At 69.5% G+C, this 20,347-nt stretch carries 14 protein-coding genes and 3 pseudogenes; 13 read left to right on the top strand and 4 right to left on the bottom strand.

All coding sequences use genetic code 11. The features are described from left to right. The 7 genes and pseudogenes from JWP65_RS06765 to gshB all read left to right on the top strand — a co-directional run. A pseudogene (locus tag JWP65_RS06765) lies at window positions 1–318 on the top strand (DNA polymerase III subunit delta); the annotation flags it as partial. Between the two features lie 61 nt (window positions 319–379). After that, window positions 380–1,660 carry a glutamate-5-semialdehyde dehydrogenase gene (locus JWP65_RS06760; protein ID WP_299761841.1) on the top strand — a complete coding sequence of 427 codons (1,281 nt, stop codon included), beginning with the start codon at window positions 380–382 and terminating at the stop codon, window positions 1,658–1,660. Window positions 1,661–1,740: 80 nt separating this feature from the next. Then, window positions 1,741–3,027 (top strand): glutamate--cysteine ligase, encoded by a 1,287-nt coding sequence (gene gshA / locus JWP65_RS06755; RefSeq protein ID WP_299761839.1) that lies wholly within the window; start codon window positions 1,741–1,743, stop codon window positions 3,025–3,027. Window positions 3,028–3,144: 117 nt separating this feature from the next. Further along, a complete protein-coding gene (locus JWP65_RS06750; protein ID WP_299761837.1) occupies window positions 3,145–5,013 on the top strand; it encodes a potassium transporter Kup in 1,869 nt (622 codons plus the stop codon). Between the two features lie 10 nt (window positions 5,014–5,023). Beyond that, window positions 5,024–6,511, top strand: a complete 1,488-nt coding sequence (locus JWP65_RS06745) for an NAD(P)/FAD-dependent oxidoreductase (protein ID WP_299761835.1) — start codon at window positions 5,024–5,026, stop codon at window positions 6,509–6,511. Continuing rightward, a complete protein-coding gene (locus tag JWP65_RS06740) occupies window positions 6,508–7,464 on the top strand; it encodes an alpha/beta hydrolase (RefSeq protein WP_299761833.1) in 957 nt (318 codons plus the stop codon). The genes JWP65_RS06745 and JWP65_RS06740 overlap by 4 nt, the downstream gene beginning before the upstream one ends. Window positions 7,465–7,533: 69 nt before the next feature. Next, complete coding sequence (gene gshB, locus JWP65_RS06735; protein ID WP_299761831.1) at window positions 7,534–8,484, top strand: glutathione synthase; 951 nt, start codon at window positions 7,534–7,536, stop codon at window positions 8,482–8,484. Here the strand turns inward: gshB and JWP65_RS06730 are convergent. From JWP65_RS06730 to JWP65_RS06715, 4 genes are all read right to left on the bottom strand, one after another. Then, window positions 8,481–9,242 (bottom strand): class II glutamine amidotransferase, encoded by a 762-nt coding sequence (locus tag JWP65_RS06730; RefSeq protein ID WP_299761828.1) that lies wholly within the window; start codon window positions 9,240–9,242, stop codon window positions 8,481–8,483. The genes gshB and JWP65_RS06730 overlap by 4 nt on opposite strands. Window positions 9,243–9,248: 6 nt before the next feature. Next, window positions 9,249–10,715 carry a DHA2 family efflux MFS transporter permease subunit gene (locus JWP65_RS06725; protein WP_299761826.1) on the bottom strand — a complete coding sequence of 489 codons (1,467 nt, stop codon included), beginning with the start codon at window positions 10,713–10,715 and terminating at the stop codon, window positions 9,249–9,251. Further along, window positions 10,712–10,933 carry a cysteine-rich CWC family protein gene (locus JWP65_RS06720; RefSeq protein ID WP_299761823.1) on the bottom strand — a complete coding sequence of 74 codons (222 nt, stop codon included), beginning with the start codon at window positions 10,931–10,933 and terminating at the stop codon, window positions 10,712–10,714. Before JWP65_RS06720 ends, JWP65_RS06725 begins: the two co-directional genes overlap by 4 nt. 566 nt (window positions 10,934–11,499) lie before the next feature. Further along, the gene (locus JWP65_RS06715) at window positions 11,500–13,692 is read right to left on the bottom strand and encodes a malate synthase G (protein WP_299761821.1); all 2,193 of its coding nucleotides are present in this window, start codon (window positions 13,690–13,692) and stop codon (window positions 11,500–11,502) included. A gap of 393 nt (window positions 13,693–14,085) precedes the next feature. Here JWP65_RS06715 and JWP65_RS06710 point away from each other — a divergent pair, with 393 nt between their 5' ends. From JWP65_RS06710 to JWP65_RS06685, 6 genes and pseudogenes are all read left to right on the top strand, one after another. After that, complete coding sequence (locus JWP65_RS06710) at window positions 14,086–15,021, top strand: LysR family transcriptional regulator (protein WP_299761818.1); 936 nt, start codon at window positions 14,086–14,088, stop codon at window positions 15,019–15,021. Then, a pseudogene (locus JWP65_RS06705) lies at window positions 15,018–15,476 on the top strand (DUF2214 family protein). The gene JWP65_RS06710 and the pseudogene JWP65_RS06705 overlap by 4 nt, the downstream one beginning before the upstream one ends. A gap of 94 nt (window positions 15,477–15,570) precedes the next feature. Continuing rightward, window positions 15,571–16,632: a 5-methyltetrahydropteroyltriglutamate--homocysteine methyltransferase gene (locus JWP65_RS06700; protein ID WP_299761815.1), complete on the top strand. Its 1,062-nt coding sequence runs from the start codon at window positions 15,571–15,573 to the stop codon at window positions 16,630–16,632. Then, window positions 16,629–18,329: an ATP-binding protein gene (locus tag JWP65_RS06695; protein WP_299761811.1), complete on the top strand. Its 1,701-nt coding sequence runs from the start codon at window positions 16,629–16,631 to the stop codon at window positions 18,327–18,329. Before JWP65_RS06700 ends, JWP65_RS06695 begins: the two co-directional genes overlap by 4 nt. Window positions 18,330–18,338: 9 nt before the next feature. Continuing rightward, window positions 18,339–20,012 carry an arginine--tRNA ligase gene (argS, locus tag JWP65_RS06690; RefSeq protein ID WP_299761809.1) on the top strand — a complete coding sequence of 558 codons (1,674 nt, stop codon included), beginning with the start codon at window positions 18,339–18,341 and terminating at the stop codon, window positions 20,010–20,012. Between the two features lie 2 nt (window positions 20,013–20,014). Further along, window positions 20,015–20,347: pseudogene (locus tag JWP65_RS06685) on the top strand (sporulation protein); the annotation flags it as partial.

Genomic DNA, 20,347 nt, shown 5'->3' with positions numbered 1-20,347 from the left:
CGCGCGCTCAAGCGGGTCAAGGACGCGATGGCCGCCGGCCGGCCGCTGCCGATGGCGCTGCGCGAGCAGCGCGTCTGGGGCGCCAAGGAAAAGCTGTTCGAGCGCGTGCTGCCCCGGCTGTCCAGCGTCACCCTGGACAACCTGCTGCACGGCGCCCACCTGGTGGACGGCATCGTCAAGGGGCTGAAGGCGCCGGGCTGGCCGGCCAACGGCTGGCAGGCGCTGCACCGGCTGGCCATGGAGCTGTGCCTGGCGGTGGCTGTTTCTCCCTCCCCGTCCGGGGCAGGGCGGAGTGGGGGCGCCCCCGGAAGGAGCTGAGCGCCCCATCCTGGCCCGCCCCAGAGGGGAAGGGAAAAGGCAGGGGAGGGATAATGCAGGCATGAATGCGCTGAACATCGCCGAACTGATGCACTCCCTGGGCCTGCAGGCCAGGGCCGCGTCGGCGCGGATGGCGGCCGCCTCGGCGGCCGAGAAAGCGGCGGCGTTGCGGCACCTGGCGGCGCTGTTGCGTGGCAGCGTGGCTTCGCTGCAGGCCGACAATGCCAAGGATCTCGCTCGCGCCACCGGCGCCGGCCTGGCCGAGCCCATGGTCGATCGCCTCGAGCTCACCCCGAAGATCATCGAGACGCTGGCCGTCGGCTGCGAGCAGCTGGCCGTGATGCCCGACATCATTGGCGAGGTGCTCGGCATGAAGCAGCAGCCCAGCGGCATCCGGGTCGGCCAGATGCGGGTGCCGATCGGTGTCTTTGGCATGATCTTCGAGAGCCGGCCCAACGTCACCATCGAGGCGGCCAGCCTGTCGATCAAGAGCGGCAACGCCGCCATCCTGCGCGGCGGCTCGGAAGCCATCGAATCCAACAAGGCGCTGGCGCGGCTGGTGCAGCAGGCGCTGGTGCAGGCCGGCCTGCCGCCCGAGGCGGTGCAGCTGGTGCCCACCACCGACCGCGAAGCCGTCGGCCGCCTGATCGCCATGCCCGAGCACGTGGACCTGATCATCCCGCGCGGCGGCAAGGGCCTGATCGAGCGCGTCTCGCGCGAGGCCAAGGTGCCGGTGATCAAGCACCTGGACGGCAACTGCCACACCTACGTCGACGACCCGTGCGACCTGGAGATGGCGCTGGCCGTCACCGACAACGCCAAGACCCAGAAGTACAGCCCTTGCAACGCCAGCGAAAGCCTGCTGGTGGCGCGCGCCGTGGCCGGCCAGTTCCTGCCGCGGATCGGCGCGCTGTTCGCGGCCAAGGGCGTGGAGATGCGTTGCGACCCTGAAGCGATGGAGCTGCTGCGCAAGGTGCCGGGCGCCCAGCTCAAGGCCGCCACCGAGCAGGACTGGGCCGAGGAATACCTGGCGCCCGTCATCAGCGTCAAGGTGGTGGCGGGGCTGGACGAGGCGATCGCCCACATCAACCGCTATTCCTCGCACCACACCGACGCCATCGTCACCCGCGACCACGTCCATGCCCAGCGCTTCCTGCGCGAGGTGGACTCGGCCAGCGTGTTGGTCAACGCGAGCACGCGCTTTGCCGACGGCTTCGAGTACGGGCTGGGCGCCGAAATCGGCATCAGCACCGACAAGTTCCATGCCCGCGGCCCGGTCGGACTCGAAGGCCTGACTTCGCTCAAGTGGATCGTGCTGGGCAACGGTGAAGTGCGCGGCTGAGCCGGCTGCACTTGCAACTCGCGCTTGCGGCCCGACCTTAGAATTCGGTCGGGTTCATCCGACCCGCACAAGAAGGCTGCATGGTTCCGCATCTCATCACGGCCCTGACCGGCCCGATCAACGAACTCGAGCAGCGCGTCCTCGAGTCCATGCCGGCGATCGAGCGCTGGTTCCGGCTCGAATGGATGGAGCACACGCCGCCGTTCTACTGCTCGGTCGACATCCGCAATGCCGGCTTCAAGCTGGCGCCGGTGGACACCAACCTGTACCCGGGCGGCTGGAACAACCTGACGCCAGAGATGCTGCCGCTGGCGGTGCAGGCGGCGATGGCGGCGATCGAGAAGATCTGCCCGGAAGCCAAGAACCTGCTGGTGATCCCGGAAAACCACGCCACCCCCAATACGTTCTACCTGAGCAACGTGGCGCAGCTGCAGCGGATCTTCGGCATGGCCGGGCTCAACGTGCGTGTGGGCTCGATCAACCCGGCCATCAAGAAGCCGACGGCGATCCAGCTGCCCACCGGCGAGACGGTGGTGCTGGAGCCGGTGATCCGCACCAAGCGACGCCTGGGCCTGAAGAACTTCGACCCCTGCACCATCCTGCTGAACAACGACCTGACCGCCGGCGCGCCCGGCATTCTGGAAGACCTGCACGAGCAATACCTGCTGCCGCCGCTGCATGCCGGCTGGTCGGTGCGGCGCAAGAGCCGGCACTTCCAGAGCTACGAAGAGGTGGCCAAGCGCTTTGGCAAGATGCTGGGCATCGACCCGTGGCTGGTCAACCCCATGTTCAACAGGTGCGGCGAACTCGACCTGGCCGCCGGCTCCGGCATGGACTGCCTGCAGACCAACGTCGATGCGCTGCTGGCCAAGGTCCGCAAGAAGTACAAGGAATACGGCATCAAGGAAAAGCCGTTCGTGGTCGTCAAGGCCGACAACGGCAGCTACGGCGCCGGCATCATGACGGTGCGCGACGTCAAGGATCTGGACGAACTGGCGCGCCGCAACAAGGCCAGAAAGCAGGGCATCGGGCCGACCGACCTGATCATCCAGGAAGGCGTGCTGACGGCCGAGCGGATCAATGAGGCGGTGGCCGAGCCGGTGGTCTACATGATGGATCGCTACGTGGTGGGCGGTTTCTACCGGGTCCACCCGGAGCGCGGCAGCGACGAGAACCTGAACGCGCCGGGCGCGGGCTACGTGCCGCTGGCCTTTGCCGAAAGCACGCGGCTGCCCCAGCCGGGCCAGAAGGCGGGCGCCAGCGCCCCCAACCGGTTCTACATGTACGGCGTGATCGGCCGGCTGGCGATGCTGGCGGCCAGCTACGAACTGGAAGCGACCGACCCGGAAGCCGAGACCTACGACTGATCGGGAGTTGTTGCGGTGCAACATCGCCGCCGCAAGGGCCTTGCCGCAGGCGCACAATAGCCTCCCTCTCAAGCCAAGACCCTGCCAGTGGCGCCGCCTGCCGCGACGGGGCCGTTCGTGCAGAACTCCAAATCATCGCTAGCCGCGCTCACGCTCGGCGCCATCGGCATCGTCTACGGCGACATCGGCACCAGCGTGCTGTATGCCCTCAAGGTGCTGTTCAGTACCGGCCACCTGCCGCTGACCCCGGCCAACGTCTACGGCGTGCTGTCGATGGTGTTCTGGACCATCACGCTGGTGGTCTCGCTCAAATACGTCACCCTGATCCTGCGCGCCGACAACAACGGCGAGGGCGGCCTGATCGCCATGCTGGCGCTGGCCTCGAACGCAGTGGCCGACCGCCCCCGCCTGCGCGGCTGGCTGCTGGGCGTGGGCATCTTCGGCACCGCGATCTTCTACGGCGACGGCGTCATCACGCCGGCGATCTCGGTGCTGTCGGCGGTGGAGGGCCTGAACCTGCTGTCGCCGGAGTTCGAGCCCTACATCATCCCGGCGGCGCTGGTGATCCTGTTCGGCCTGTTCTACGTGCAGAAGAACGGCACCAGCGGCATCGGCCGCTTTTTCGGGCCCATCTGCGTGCTGTGGTTCGTCACCATCGCGGCGCTGGGCATCCCGCACATCGTCGCCCACCCCGAGGTGCTGGGGGCCATCAGCCCGCACCATGCGCTGCGCTTCGCGCTGCAGAACCCGGGCACCACCTTCGTGCTGCTGGGCGCGCTGGTGCTGTGCGTCACCGGCACCGAAGCGCTCTACGCCGACCTCGGCCACTTTGGCCGCAAGCCGATCCAGCTGGCCTGGTTCGCCCTGGTGATGCCGGCCCTGCTGATCAACTATTTCGGGCAGGGCGCGCTGCTGCTGGAGCGGCCCGAGGCACTGGCCAACCCGTTCTACCTGATGGCGCCGCCGTGGCTGGTGGCGCCGCTGGTGATCCTGGCCACGGCGGCCACGGTCATCGCCTCGCAGGCGCTGCTGTCGGCGGCGTTCTCGGTGACCAAGCAGGCGATCCAGCTGGGCTACCTGCCGCGCATGGAGATCCGCCACACCTCGGTGCGCGAGACCGGCCAGGTCTACGTGCCGGTGGTCAACTGGGCGCTGTTCGCCACCATCGTGGTGGCGGTCGGCCTGTTTCGCAATTCGACCAACCTGGCGTCGGCCTACGGCATCGCGGTCACCACCGACATGCTGATCACGACCGTGCTGACCTTCTTCGTGATCCGCTACGCCTGGAAGCTGCCGCTGGCGCTGTGCGTGGGCGCCACCGGCCTGTTTTTCCTGATCGACCTGCTGCTGTTCGCGTCCAACACGCTCAAGCTGCTCGACGGCGGCTGGTTCCCGGTGCTGATCGGCGGCTGCATGTTCACGGTGATGATGACGTGGAAGAAGGGGCGCGCGATCCTGACCGACAAGTTGCGCGCCGATGCCATCGACCTGAGCAGCTTCCTGGAAGCGGTCTTCATCAGCCCGCCCACGCGGGTGGACGGCACCGCCGTCTTTCTCACCGCCGAGCCGGGCACGGTACCCAATGCGCTGCTGCACAACCTCAAGCACAACAAGGTGCTGCACGAACACAACCTGTTCGTCACCGTCCGCAACCATGAAGTGCCGTGGATCGGCATGGACAAGCGCATCGAGATCGAGCCGCTGGGCCATGCCTGCTGGCAGGTGACGCTGCACTACGGCTTCAAGAATGACCTGGACATCCCGCGCGCGCTGGAGCGCATCCGCGGCCACGGCTGCGACCTGGACAACATGACCACCAGCTACTTCCTGTCGCGCGACGTGGTCGTGCCCACCATCGGGAACGGCATGGCGCCCTGGCGCGAAAAGCTGTTCGCCCAGATGCACCACAATGCGAGCGCCGCCGCCGACTTCCTCAACCTGCCCAGCAACTCGGTGGTGGAATTGGGCAGCAAGGTGGAGATCTAGGAGAAAGCGCGTGGCCGCTTGCGAAGAGTTCGACGTGGTGGTCGTGGGCGCCGGCTTGTCCGGCATTGCCGCCGGCCATCACCTGCAGACCGAGTGCCCGGGGCGCAGCTACGTGGTGCTGGAGTCGCGCGCCGCCATCGGCGGCACCTGGGATCTGTTTCGCTACCCGGGCGTGCGTTCGGACTCCGACATGTTCACGCTGGGCTACAGCTTCCGGCCCTGGACCAGCGACGCGGCGATCGCCCCCGGCCCCGCCATCCGCGACTACGTGCGCGAGACGGCGCGCCTGCACGGCGTCGACCGCCACATCCGCTTCGGCCACCGGGTGACGGCGGCGCAGTGGGGCTCGGCCCAGGCACGCTGGACCGTCAGCGTGCTGGCGGGTGGCGGCGAGCTGCAGTTTCGTTGCCGTTTCCTGTATTTTTGCAGCGGCTATTACGACTATGCGCAAGGGCATGTGCCCGAGCTCGCCGGTCGGGCCGGCTTCCAGGGCCGCATCGTCCATCCCCAGCAGTGGCCGGCCGACCTGGATTACACCGGACGCCGGGTGGTGGTGATCGGCAGCGGCGCCACCGCCGTCACGCTGCTGCCTGAAATGGCGGCGCGGGCGGCGCACGTGACCATGCTGCAGCGCTCGCCCGGCTACATCGTCGCGCTGCCGTCGCGCGACGCCATCGGTGCCGCGCTGCAGCGCCTGCTGCCGGCCAGGCTCGCCTACCACCTGATCCGCTGGAAGAACATCCTGCTGGCGCTGGGGCTGTACAACTATGCGCGGCTCTGGCCAGCCTCGGCCAGGCGCTTGCTGATGCGCGCGGCGCAGGCCAGGCTGGGGCCCGCGTTCGATGCGCAGCGGCACTTGCAACCGAGCTACGATCCTTGGGACCAGCGCCTGTGCATCGCGCCCGACGCCGACCTGTTTCGCGCCTTGCGTTCCGGCAAGGCGTCCATCGTCACCGACGCCATCGAGACGCTCACGCCGGACGGCATCCGGCTGGCCTCGGGCGCCGAACTGCCGGCCGACATCATCGTCACGGCCACCGGTTTGCGGCTGCAGATGCTGGGCGGCGCCGCGGTGTCGGTGGACGGGGTGCCGGTGGACTTTGGCCGCACCGTCGCCTGGCGCGGGATGATGGTCAGCGGCGTGCCGAACCTGGCGCTGGCCATGGGCTACACCAACGCCCCCTGGACGCTCAAGTGCGAGCTGACCGCGCGCCAGGTCTGCCGCCTGCTGAACCACCTGCAGGCCACCGGCATGGACATCTGCGTGCCGGTGCATGCCGATCCCGCCAGCGCCACCGAGCCCGCCATCGGCCTGACGTCCGGCTATGTGCAGCGGGCCGCCGGCAAGCTGCCGCGCCAGGGCGCACGGCCGCCGTGGCGGGTTCACCAGAACTATGTGCGCGACCTGCTGGCACTGAAGTTCTCCTCCCTGCACGACGGCGCGATGCGGTTCGCCCGCCGTGGCCACCTGCCCGGCAGCCCCGGCCCCATGCCATGAGCTTTCCTGTCTTCCTCCTGTGCTGGCTGCTGTTCCTGGCCGCCGCCCTGGTGCTGTTTGCCGTGTTCCTCGGCCGCCGGGTCGAGTCGACCTTGCGGCCCCAGGGCCAGTGGCTGGAAGTGGGCGGCGAGCGCATCCACTACCGCGAGCTCGGCGCCGGGCCGGCCATCGTGCTGCTGCACGGGCTGGGCGGCAACATGCGCAACTTCGACTACCTGCCGCTGCGGGAGCTGGCGCGGGAGCACCGGCTGATCCTGGTCGACCGGCCCGGCTCCGGCCATTCGCCGCGGCGCGACGACACGCGCGCCGGCATCGATGCCCAGGCGCGGCTGGTCGCCGGCTTCATCCGCGCGCTGGGCCTGCCGCAGCCGCCGCTGCTGGTGGGCCATTCGCTGGGCGGCGCGATCGCCCTGGGTGTCGCGCTGCACGATCCGCAGGGCATCGCCGGCCTGGCATTGCTGGCGCCCCTGACGCAGCTGGTGCCGGCGACGCCGGACGCGCTCAAGGGCCTGGCCATCCGCCGGCCCTGGCTGCGGCGGCTGTTCGCCTACACGCTGGCGCTGCCGGCGGCGATCGCCGGCAGCCGCAAGGTGCTGGCCTTCGTGTTCGCGCCCGAGCCGCCGCCGCGCGACTTCGCGCTGCGCGGTGGCGGCCTGCTGGGGCTGCGGCCGCGGGCGTTCTACGCCGCCTCGAGCGACCTGTGCGCGGTGGAACACGATCTGCCGGCGCAGCAGCAGCGTTACGCCGAGCTGCGGCTGCCGGTGCACATCCTGTACGGGGACGGCGACCTGATGCTGGACTGGCAGCTGCATGGCCAGGGCCTGGCCGACAAGTTGCCGCAGGCCAGGCTGGTGGTGCTGCCGGGCGTCGGCCACATGGTGCCGGTGACGCAGCCGGCGCAGACGGCGCAACTGCTGCGCGACGCCGCGGCTGCGGCCTTCGGGCGGCAATAGCCGCTGGCCGCGCCGCGTCTTCCGATTTGTGCAACAGTCAGGCGATAGAGTAGAGACGAGCGCCCCTTGATGAACATCCTCTTCGTAGCCGATCCCCTGGAGGCCTTCAAGCCTTACAAGGACACCACCTTCTCGATGATGCGCGAGGCCCAGCGCCGCGGCCACCGCATCGCCGCCTGCGAGCCGCGCGACCTGGGCTGGGTCTCCGGCGACGTGGTCAAGGCGCGCGTGCGCGAGATCACGCTGACTGGCGCCACCGAAGCGCCCTGGTTCGAGGAAACGCGCGTGGCGGTGCAGCCGCTGCGCGACTTCGACGCCGTGTTGATGCGCAAGGACCCGCCGTTCGACAGCGAGTTCTTCTATGCCACGCACCTGCTGGAGCAGGCCGAGCGCGAAGGCGGGCGCGTCTTCAACAAGCCGGCGGCGCTGCGCGACCACCCGGAAAAGCTGGCGATCATGGAGTTTCCGCAGTTCGTCAGCCCGACGCTGGTGACGCGGCAGCCCGACGACGTGCGGCGCTTCCACAAGCAGCACGGCGACATCATCCTCAAGCCGCTGGACGGCATGGGCGGCGCCGGCATCTTCCGGGTCGGCCCGGACGGCATGAACCTGGGCTCCATCATCGAGACGCTGAACCAGCATGGCTGCACCACGATCATGGTGCAGCGCTTCGTGCCGGAGATCGTGGCCGGCGACAAGCGGGTGCTGGTGATCGGCGGCAAGCCCGTGCCTTTCACGCTGGCGCGGATTCCGCAGGGCAGCGAAGTGCGCGGCAACCTGGCCGCCGGCGGCAAGGGCGTGGCGCAGCCGCTGGAGCAGCGCGATCGCGAAATCGCCGAGGCGATCGGCCCGAAGCTGGCGCAACGCGGCCTGCTGCTGATCGGCCTGGACGTGATCGGCTCGTGCCTGACCGAGATCAACGTCACCAGCCCGACCTGCTTTCAGGAAATCACCGAGCAGATGGGGTTCGACGTGCCGGCGATGTTCCTGGACGCGCTGGAAGCGGCGGTCGCGGCCTAAACGGCGGCGCCGTCCACGAACACCTTCAGCTCGCCTGGCGCGAACGCCTTCCACGGCTCGTTGACCGTCAGCGGCGCCGTCACCACCACCGCCACCTTGTCCTGCGGCGAGGTGTGCTGGGCGAAGTCAACGCTCAGGTCTTCGTCGGCCAGGTGCGCATGGGCGAACGGATGCTTGCGCTCCACGTACCACAGGTTGGTCGAGCAGTGCGACCACAGCGCCTCGCCGTTGGACAGCATGAAGTTGAAGCAGCCATGCCTGGCGATCTGCGCCGTCAGCTCACGCAGCGTCAGCGTCAGCTCCGCCACGCTGGGCACGCCGGCGTGCGACTTCCAAAGTTCCTGCAGCAGCCAGCAGAAGGCCCGTTCGCTGTCGGTGTTGCCCACCGGGCGGAAGCTGGCGTGCAGGCGCGGGTGGAAGTCCTTGAGGTCGCCGTTATGGGCGAACACCCAGTAGCGGCCCCACAGCTCGCGCACGAACGGGTGGCAGTTCTGCAGCGCCACCTCGCCCTGGGTCGCCTTGCGGATGTGCGCGACCACGTTCTGGCTCTTGATCGGGTAGCGCCGGATCAGCTGCGCCACCGGTGAGCTACTGGCCGGCTGGTGGTCCACGAAATGGCGCAGCCCCTGGCCCTCGAAGAAGGCGATGCCCCAGCCGTCGGCGTGGTGGTCGGTGTTGCCCCCGCGCTGGGCGAAGCCGGCGAAGCTGAAGGTCACGTCGGTCGGCGTGTTGCAGTTCATTCCCAGGAGTTGGCACATGTCCCATTATTGGGCAGGCGCCGGCGCCGGGGGCGGCTCGCGCAAATGCCATGCCGCCGCGATCGCCAGCGCGCAGATCGCCGCCAGCATCAGAAAGCTTTCGTTGAAGGCGGCCAGCCGCGCCGCGCTGCTGGGCCCGCGGGCCAGGTCGTCGCCGTGGGCCGCGATGCGCCACTCCAGCACGATGGCGCACAGGCTGACACCGGCGGCGCCGCCCAGCATGCGCAGGAAGTTGATCGCGCTGGCGCCTTGCGGGATCAGCACCTTGTCCAGCGGCCGCATCGCGCCCAGGTTGAGCGATGGCAGGATGAAGCCCAGGCCGATGCGCCCCACGATGGCCAGCACCATCAGCAGCCAGAGACCGGTCTGCAGCCGGATCAAGGGCATGAGCGCGAACGACGCCGTGATCAGGGCCAGCCCGGTGCAGACCATCACGTAGGTGGGCAGCCGGTCGGTCAGGCGCCCGGCGATGCCGATCGTGATGGCCAGCACGACGCCCGATGGCAGCAGGATGGTGCCCACGTGCGAGGCCGGCAGCATCAGCCCCAGCTGCATGTACACCGGCAGCAGGTAGGTCGAGCCGAACAGGGCGATGCCGTAGATGAAGGCCACCACGCTGCCCAGCGCGAAGTTGCGATAGCCGAACACCCGCAAGTCCAGCAGCCCGGTCTGGCCCAGGTGCTGCGCGCGCCGCAGCCAGGCCACCAGCGTGCCGAAGGCCGCCATGGCGCCCAGCAGCAGTCCGGCGGCCAGCAGCGGGTCGCCGCCGCGCACTTCAAGCAGGCCGTTGAGCAGGCACAGCGTCCCGCCAGCGCCGAGTACCAGCCCCACCCAGTCCAGGCGCGAGCCGCGCAAGGCATTGCCGCCGCCGGGCGCGGTGGTGGGCACGTAGCGGTAGGCCAGCCAGATCGACAGCAGGCAGAACGGCACCACCATGAAGAAGATCGAGCGCCAGCCGAACAGGTCGACCAGAATGCCGCCGATGCTGGGGCCGAGCGCCGGCGCCAGCACGACCCCCATGCCGAACAGGCCGCTGGCGCGCCCCTGTTCGTGCGGCGCGAAGGCGCGCAGCATGATGATGGCGGGAATCGGCTGCACGATGCCCGCCGCCAGCCCTTCGGCCACCCGGGCGGCCAGCACCACCGGGAACTGCGTCGCCAGGCCGCCGACGATACCGCCGGCCATCAGCAGCAGCATGGTGCCGACGTAGGTGCGGCGGTAGCCGAAGCGCGCCAGCAGCCAGGGCGTGGTGAGCATCGAGGCGGTCATCGCCACCATGAAGCCGGAGCTGACCCATTGGGCCCGCTCCTGGTTCAGCGTGAAGTGCTGACTGAGGTCGGGGATGGCGACGTTGACCACGGTCGACGACATGATCGAGGCCATGGTGCCGACCATCACCGCCATCAGCAGCAGCCAGCGGTAACGCGCGCCGTGGCGCGCGCTCAGCGCCGCCAGCGAGGTGCTGTCCGTCACCCGCCCGCGGCCCGCGCGCAGGCCGCGCAGATGCAGGCCTGGCGCCGCGTCGCGGCCGGCACCCGGGCCAGCAGCTGGGCGCTGAAGTCGACGTCGGCGCACCAGCAGGCGGGCTGCTTGACGCCGGTCTCGCGCTCCAGCTCCATGGCGCAGCGATTGCCGCTGCCGCACAAGGGGCAGGCGCGGGGATCGATGGTGATTTCGCAGACGGCGGGCACGCGGCCAGTGTAGCTTTCGGCGCCGACCTCGGGCCGCCAGCGCCGCTGGCCGGACGCTGCGGCGCGCGAGCTGGTCCAGCGCCGGCGGCACCACCGCGCCCCTGTCCACCGGCCGCAAGAGGCGCTCGCGCAGCAGCCGCTCCAGGCTGCGCCGGGTCATCGAATGGGGGCGGCCGCCGTTGCTGACGAACATGAGCAGCCTGGCCCGGGCGCTGACCCAGGTCAGGTTGGCGCAGCGCCACTCCGGTGCGCGCAGGGGTCGACCCAGCTGCCTTGCAACAGCGCCAGCCAGCCATCGGCGAGCTCCTGGCATTGCGTCGGGGACTGGCACACGCGTCTGGACTGCTGCAGGCTTTCGACCGCCGCAGCGATCGCCCGTTGGCCGGGCGCGGCGGCGACGGGCGCGAGTTCGAGGCACTGGCGTGCGGTGGGTGGATCGGGCATGAGCATGGCAATGCCCGGCCAGTCCGGGCAACCACCCCATGACCCCGATCCGCTGCTTTCGTCAGCCACCCAAGCGCGTCAGATCTGTTACGCCGGGCTTTGATGGCGCTGGGCCAGCGCCGTCAGGCGGCGGCCTTGACCTTCAGCCGCCACGCGTGCAGCAAGGGCTCGGTGTAGCCAGAAGGTTGTTCCTTGCCCTTGAACACCAGGTCGAGCGCGGCGCGATAGGCGAACGAGCTGGCCCGGTTGCCCGCCATCGCGCGGTACAGCGGGTCGCCCGCGTTCTGCTGGTCGACCACGGCCGCCATGCGGGCGAAGGTTTCCTCCACCTGCTCTTGGGTCACCACGCCGTGATGCAGCCAGTTGGCGATGTGCTGGCTGGAGATGCGCAGCGTGGCGCGGTCTTCCATCAGGCCGACGTCGTGGATGTCGGGCACCTTGGAGCAGCCGACGCCCTGGTCGATCCAGCGCACCACGTAGCCCAGGATGCCTTGCACGTTGTTGTCCAGTTCCTGCTGGCGCTCGGCCGCGCTCCAGTTGGCTTGCGGCGCCACCGGGATCTGCAGCAGCCCGGCCAGCAGCGTGTCGCGTTCGGCCTCGGCATTGGTCTGTTCCAGTTCCCTCTGCACGGCGGCCACGTCGACTTGCAGGTAGTGCAGCGCGTGCAGCGTGGCGGCGGTGGGCGAGGGCACCCAGGCGGTGTTGGCGCCGGCCTTCGGGTGCGCGATCTTCTGCTCCATCATCGCGGCCATCAGGTCCGGCATGGCCCACATACCCTTGCCAATCTGGGCCCGGCCCCGCAGGCCGCAGCCCAGGCCGACCAGCACGTTGCTTTTCTCGTAAGCCTGGATCCAGGGGGTGGACTTCATGTCGCCCTTGCGCAGCATCGGGCCGGCCAGCATGGCGGTGTGCATCTCGTCGCCGGTGCGATCGAGGAATCCCGTGTTGATGAAAGCCACGCGCGCCGCCGCCTCGGCGATGCAGGCTTGCAGGTTGACGCTGGTGCGGCGCTCCTCGTCCATGATGCCCAGCTTGACGGTGTTGGCCGGCAGCCCGAGCACCTGCTCGATGCGGCCGAACAGCTCGCAGGCGAAGCCCACTTCCGCCGGACCGTGCATCTTCGGCTTGACGATGTAGACCGAGCCGGTGCGCGAGTTGCGGATCGCGTTGGCAGCTTTCCCTTGCAGGTCGTGCAGCGCGATCGCGGTGGTGATCACCGCGTCCATGATCCCTTCCGGGATCTCCTTGCCGCCGCCCCACAGGATGGCCGGATTGGTCATCAGGTGGCCGACGTTGCGCACGAACAGCAGCGAGCGGCCGTGCAGCCGCAGCTGGCCGCCGTCGGCGCCGGTGTAGAGCCGGTCCGGGTTCAGGCCGCGGGTGAAGCTCCTGCCGCCCTTGGCGACCTGCTCGGTCAGCGTGCCCTTGAGGATGCCCAGCCAATTGCTGTACGCCAGCAGCTTGTCCTGCGCGTCGACGGCGGCGATCGAGTCTTCCAGGTCGAGGATGGTCGAGAGCGCGGCTTCCACCACCACGTCGCTGACGCCGGCGGCGTCGGTGCGGCCGATCGAGTGGGCGCGGTCGATCTGGATGTCCAGGTGCAGGCCGTTCCGTTTCAGCAGCACGCAGGCCGGCGCGCCCGCCTCGCCGCCGTAGCCGACGAACTGCGCCGGGTCTTTCAGGCCGCTGGCCGCGCCGCCCTTGAGCGCGACCACCAGCTTGCCGCCCTGCACCTGGTAGGCAGTGGCGTCGGCATGCGTGCCGCTGGCCAGCGGCACCGCCTGGTCCAGCACCTGGCGGGCATAGGCGATGACCTTGGCGCCGCGCAGCTCGTTGTAGCCCGGGCCCCTGTCGGCGCCGCCGCCGGCCGGAATGACGTCGGTGCCGTACAGCGCGTCGTACAGGGAGCCCCAGCGCGCATTGGCGGCATTGAGCGCATAGCGGGCATTGAGGATGGGCACCACCAGTTGCGGGCCGGCCTGGCGCGCCAGTTCGTCGTCGACGCGCTCGGTGCTGGCCTTGGTGCCCTTGGCCGGCGGCACCAGGTAACCGATCTGCTCCAGAAAGGCGCGGTAGGCCGGCATGTCGGCGATCGGACCCGGATGGGCCTGGTGCCAGCCATCGAGTTCGGCCTGCAGCCGATCGCGCTCGGCCAGCAGTGCCGCGTTCTTGGGCGCCAGGTCGCGCACGATCGCGTCGAAGCCTTGCCAGAAGACGCCAGCGTCCACGCCGGTGCCGGGCAGCACCTGCTCGTCGAGGAAGCGCTTCAAGGCGCTGTCGACGTCGAGTCCGTGGACGGTGGTGCGGCTGGTCATGATGGTTCCTTCAGGGAGCTGGGTTCGGTGCAGGTCCACGCGGCAGCCGTCGATCACGACGGGCCGGGGCGCCATGCAGCTACTGTATTCGGAACCAGGGCGTGCATTGAGGCCCTCAGTTGGGCTTTATCTTGAACCTGGATGTGCCTAATCCGCCTCCGGGTCGGCCCAGGGCGGGGCACTGTTTTCTGCGAATGCTTCCGGCCAGCAAGTCCTCCAGCTCCAGGCAGAAGGCCTGGGCAGCGGCGATCGCGGCCTGCGGCGGCTGCGGATACGCGTCTTGCAGGTACTCGAGATGGGCGGAAACACAGCAGCTGGGTGCCAGCTTGTGCGGCGCAATCATCTGCGATGTCCCTGGCATTCCCTCACTGCCATGCCCATAATCCCGGCGCGATGGACAAACTCAAGCAGCTCGAATCCTTCGTCTCGGTCGCCAGCAAAGGCAGCCTGACGGCCGCAGCGCGCGCCGAAGGCGTGGCCCCGGCCATCATGGGCCGGCGGCTCGACGCGCTGGAGGAGCGGCTGGGCGTCAAGCTGCTGGTGCGCACCACCCGCCGCATCTCGCTCACCCACGAAGGCAGCGCCTTCCTGGAAGATTGCCAGCGCCTGCTGGCCGACCTGTCCAATGCCGAGGCCAGCGTCAGCGCCGGCGGCGTCAAGGCTTCCGGCCACCTGCGCATCACCGCGCCGGCCGGCTTCGGGCGGCGCCATGTCGCCCCGCTGGTGCCGCGTTTTCGCCAGGCCCACCATGAGGTGACCATCTCGCTGAACCTGAGCGACCGGGTGGTCGACCTGGCCGCGGAAGGCTTCGACTGCGCCGTGCGCGTCGGCGATTTCCCCGATTCCTCGCTGGTGAGCGTTCGGCTGGCCGACAACCGCCGCATGTGCGTGGCGGCGCCGGCGTACCTCCAGCGCCACGGCACGCCGCAGCATCCGGGTGACCTGGCCAAGCTGGCTTGCCTGACGCTGTCCAGCGACGCCTCGCAAACGCGCGGCTGGGCCTTCCTGCTGCCGGCCGCCGAGGGTCGCGGCGAACTGGTCCACATCCGGCCGGCCGGCCCGCTCGACTGCTCGGACGGCCAGGTGCTGCACGACTGGTGCGTGCAAGGCCACGGCGTCGCCTGGCGCAGCACCTGGGAGGCGGAGCAGGACATCGCCGAGGGCCGGCTGGTCGAGATCCTGGCGCCCTTCGCCGCCCCGCCCAACGGCATCTACGCCGTCTTTCCGCAGCGCAAGCACCTGCCTTTGCGGGTGCGGCTGTGGATCGACTTTCTCAAGCACCACTACGCGCAGCCCCAGTTCTGGATGCCCGCCGGCACTCCATCATGACCACCGAAGCCCTGCTTTCCTACGCCCACATCCTGGCCGTCCTGACCCTGGTGGTGTTCATCGCCAGCCAAGCCGCCTTGTGCCGCAGCGAGTGGATGAACGCCGCGGTGGTGGAGCGCCTGGCCACGGTCGACCGGATCTACGGCATCGCCGCGATGGCGGTGCTGGCGACCGGCCTGGCGCGCATCTAGCTGGGGGCCAAGGGCCCGGACTGGTACTGGAACAACTGGCTGCTGCACCTGAAGTTCGGCGCCTTCGTGGTGGTGGCGCTGATCTCGATCATGCCGACGCTGCGCTTCATGCGTTGGCGCAAGGCGTTGCGCGCCACCGGCGCGTTGCCATCGCCGCAGGAGGCGCGGCGGGCCCGCAAGCTGGTGATGCTGCAGGCCCACATCATCGCGCTGATCCCGCTGGCCGCCGTGTTCCTGGCGCGGGGCTTGGGCGGCCGGTCCTGACGGTTCCGCTCCCACTTCCAGGCAGGGCGAAAGCGCCCCACCTTGTCGGCGTTGTCCTGCAAATACCTGATCAGTTGTCGGTCTAGCATCGGCGATGACCATCCCCACCGAACCCATCGGAAGCATCCCGCGCCCGCTGGCCTTGCTGCAGGCGATCGAACGCGCCGGCAACGACGAAGACGCCAGCCTGACGGGGATGTACGAGCAGGCGGTGCAGGACACGCTGCGCCGGTTCGAGGAAACCGGCTCGCCGGTGGTCACCGACGGCGAGCAGCGCAAGTACCACAACTTCTGGACCTATTGCGTCCACGGCCTGCGCAACACCGCGCCCGACGGCTTCGCCATCCCGTTCGCGGCCGGCCACGTGCGCCGCATGCCGCGGTTGGTGTCCGGGCCGTTTCGCTACAAGCGCTACGCCGACAGCTTCGTCGACGTGGCGATGCAGCACAGCGCGCTGCCGGTCAAGCAGGCCGTGATCTCGCCGTCCGCGCTCAGCCTGATGTACCCGGCCGACGGCCTGTCCGATTACTCGCGCGACGAGTTCATCGACGACTTGCTGCGCGAGCACGAGACCGAAGTCCGCCGCTGCCTGCAAAAGGGCGCCTACAAGGTCCAGATCGACTTCACCGAAGGCCGGCTGGCGATGAAGATCGACCCGTCGGGCCTGCTGCTTTCCAGCTTCGTCGACTTGAACAACCTGGCGCTCACGCGCTTTTCGGCGGCCGACCGCCAGCGCATCGGCGTGCACACCTGCCCAGGCGGCGACCGCGACTCCACCCACAGCGCCGACGTCGACTACGACGAGCTGCTGCCGCTGCTGTTCCAGCTCAAGGCCGGCAGCTTCTACGTGGCGCTGGCCGGCGAGAGGGATCGGGGGAAAGTGCTGCAGACGATCCGGCGCCACTTGAAGCCGGACCAGCGGGTCTTCGTCGGCGTGGTGGCGCCGATCGATCCGCGGGTGGAGACGCCCGAGCAGGTGCGCGACCGCGTGCTCGAGGCCGCCGAGTACATCCCGATCGCGCAGCTGGGCACCACCGACGACTGCGGCTTCTCGCCGTTCTGCGACGACACCTCCACCAGCCGCGACACGGCCTTTGCCAAGATCCGGGCGCGGGTGCTCGGGACCAGGCTGGCCGAACAGCAGCTGGGAGCGTGAAGGTGCAGAGCGACGACGAAGAGCAACTGCTGCGCGCCGTCGCCCTGCGCAACGCCGCCACGATCCAGCGCGTGCGGCAGCGCGCCGAAGAGGAGCTGCGGCAGACCCGCGACGAGCTGGAGCACAAGACGCAGCAGCTGGCCAACTCGCTGGCCATGCTCAAGGCCACGCTGGATTCGACCACCGACGCCATCCTGGTCACCGACGGCGACCAGCGGGTGGCCAGCTACAACCTGCGCTTGCAGCAGATGTGGCAGTTGCCGCGGGCGGCGCTGGACGGCGACCATGAGCGCGTGCTGCTGGCCATGGCCGGCAACTTCGCCGATCCCGAACGGTTGCGGGCGCAGACGCGCCGGGTGCTGCAGGAAGGCCCGCCGACCAGCTTCGATCTGCTCGAGACCACCGACGGCCGCGCGATCGAGCGCTCGTCGCGGCCGCAGGTGGTGGAAGGCCGCATCGTCGGCCGCGTCTGGAGCTTTCGCGACGTCACCGACGCCCGGCGCGCGCAGGAAGAGCGCCAGCGCCTGCTGGAGAGCGAACGCAACGCCCGCAACCTGGCCGAGCGCATGGGCGCGCTGAAAGACGAATTCCTGGCCACGCTCTCGCACGAGCTGCGCACCCCGCTGTCCGCCATCCTGGGCTGGGTCCACATCCTGGGCCGGGGTGCGCGCGATCCGGCGGACCTCGACAAAGGCGTGGCCACCATAGACCGCAATTGCCGGCTCCAGCTCAAGCTGATCGACGACCTGCTGGACATGAACCGGATCGCCTCCGGCAAGGTGCGGCTCGATCCCCAGCAGCTGGCGCTGGTCCCCTTCCTGGAAGCTGCCGTGCAGGCCGCGCAGCCGGCCGCACAGGCCAGGGGCGTGGCGCTGCACGGCCAGTTCGATCCGGCGCTGGCGCCCCTGCTGGCCGATCCGGCGCGCTTGCAGCAGGTGATGAGCAACCTGCTGTCCAACGCCATCAAGTTCACCCCGGCCGGTGGCAGGATCGCCGTCACGCTGCGGGAATGCGACGGGATGGCGGAGATCGCGGTGGCCGACACCGGCGGCGGCATCCCGGCCGAATTCCTGCCGCACGTGTTCGAGCGGTTCCGGCAGGCCGACTCCACCACCACGCGCCAGCACGGCGGCCTGGGGCTGGGCCTGTCGATCGTCAGGAACCTGGTGGAGCTGCATGGCGGCACCATCGCCGCCGCCAGCCCGGGGCCGGGCCGGGGCGCCACCTTCGTGGTGCGGCTGCCGCAGCGCAGCGGCGACGGGGCGGCCGCGCCGCAGTCCGGGCCGGAATCGGCCACCTCGGTCGACCTGGCCGGGCTGCGGGTGCTGGTGGTCGACGACGACCCCGACGGCCGCGAGCTGGCCTGCCGCATCCTGCAGGAGCACGGGGCGCAGGTGCTGGCGGCCGCCAGCGCCAGCGAAGCCCTGCAGCTGGTGCGCAGCCAGCGGCCGCAGGTGATGGTCAGCGACATCGGCATGCCCGACGTCGACGGCTTTGGCCTGCTGCGCATGGTGCGGGCGCTCGGCCCGGCCGGCGGGGGTGACCTGCGGGCCATCGCGCTGACCGCCTTCACCCGCAACGAGGACCGGCAGCACGTGCTGGAAAGCGGCTTCGGCGCCCACCTGGTCAAGCCGATGGAGCCGCAACGGTTGCTGGCCGCCGTGCAGCGCGCCGGACGGACCAGCCCCGGCCCGTAAAATCGGCGGATGCTCCTTGTCAAACGAGAATTGCTCGCCGCTTTGTCGGCCGGGCTCGACCAGCTGTCGCCCGGTGCCGGCGCGAAGGCGGCCTTCGAGTCGCCCAGGGCCGCCGCCCACGGCGACCTGGCCTGCACCGCCGCCATGCAGCTGGCCAAGCCGCTCAAGCGCAACCCGCGCCAGGTGGCCGAGGCCTTGCGCGAGGCGCTGCTGGCCACGCCGGCCTTCGGCCGCTGGGTCGAGGCGGTCGAGATCGCCGGCCCCGGCTTCCTGAACATCCGCCTGACGCCACAGGCCAAGCAGCAGGTGGTGCGCGAGGTGCTGGCCGCGCCCGAATCCTTCGGCCAGCAGCCGGCCAACGGACAGCGGGTGCTGGTGGAGTTCGTCTCGGCCAACCCCACCGGGCCGCTGCACGTGGGGCACGGCCGCCAGGCGGCGTTGGGCGATGCCATCAGCAACCTGTACGCGACCCAGGGCCTGGATGTCTGGCGCGAGTTCTATTACAACGACGCCGGCGTGCAGATCGAGACGCTGGCCCGCTCGACCCAGCTGCGCGCCACGGGCGTCAAGCCCGGCGACGCCGGCTGGCCCGAGGCGGCCTACAACGGCGACTACATCCAGGACATCGCCAACGACTTTCTGGCCGGCAAGACGGTCAAGTCGGACGACCGCGAGTTCACCGCCAGCGGCGACGTCGCCGACCTGGACGGCATCCGCAACTTCGCCGTCGCCTACCTGCGCCACGAGCAGGACCTGGATCTGCGCGCCTTCGACGTGCGCTTTGACAACTACTACCTCGAGTCCAGCCTGTACACCAGCGGCAAGGTGGCGCAAACGGTGGAGCGGCTCAAGGCCGCCGGCAAGACCTACGAGCAGGACGGCGCGCTGTGGCTGAAGTCGACCGACTACGGCGACGACAAGGACCGCGTGATGCGCAAGTCCGACGGCACCTTCACCTACTTCGTGCCGGACGTGGCGTACCACATCACCAAGTGGGAACGCGGCTTTGGCAAGGTGGTCAACATCCAGGGCACCGACCACCACGGCACCATCGCGCGGGTGCGCGCCGGCCTGCAGGCAGCCGGCGTCGGCATCCCCCAGGGCTACCCCGACTACGTGCTGCACACCATGGTGCGCGTGACCAGGGGCGGCGAGGAGGTCAAGATCTCCAAGCGCGCCGGCAGCTACGTGACGCTGCGCGACCTGATCGAGTGGACCAGCAAGGACGCGGTGCGCTTCTTCCTGCTGTCGCGCAAACCCGACACGGAATATGTTTTCGACGTGGATCTCGCGTTGGCGCAGAACAACGACAACCCGGTCTACTACGTGCAGTACGCCCATGCGCGCATCTGCTCGGTGCTGGCGGCCTGGGGCGGCGAGGTCGCCGCGCTGCTGGAGGTGGACCTGTCGCCGCTGCAAAGCCCGGCGGCGTTGAACCTGATGCTGCTGCTGGCCCGTTACCCCGAGGTGCTGACGGCAGCGGCGGACGATTTCGCGCCGCACGACATCACTTTCTACCTGCGCGAGCTGGCGGCGGCGTACCACAGCTACTACGACAGCGAACGCATCCTGGTCGACGACGTGGCCGTCAGGTCGGCCCGGCTGGCCCTGGTCGCGGCCTGCGCCCAGGTGTTGCACAATGGATTGGCAGTGCTGGGCGTGTCCGCCCCGCGCAAGATGTGAGCATGAAACACAAGCAACGCGGCAACGTCATCATCGGGATCATCATCGGGATCGTGCTCGGACTGGCGGCCGCCCTGGCGGTGGCGGTCTACGTCACCAAGGTTCCGATTCCGTTCCTGAACAAGGGCCCCAGCCGGTCCGCCGAGCAGGACGCGGCCGAGAGCCGCAAGAACCAGAACTGGGACCCGAACGCGCCCCTGTACGGCAGGAACCCGGCCCGGCCGCTGCCGCCGGCGGCAGCCATCGCCCTGCCCAGCGCGCCGGCCAGCGCCGCCAAGCCCGATGGCAAGGAGCTGGCCAAGCCGCGCGACGCCGAGGCGCTGCCGCCGGCGGTG

It is taken from the genome of Ramlibacter sp., from assembly GCF_028292805.1.
Taxonomy (GTDB): Bacteria; Pseudomonadota; Gammaproteobacteria; order Burkholderiales; family Burkholderiaceae_C; genus Ramlibacter.
The sequence above is the reverse complement of the archived record's forward strand: the minus strand, read 5'-3'. Positions and strand labels throughout refer to the sequence as shown.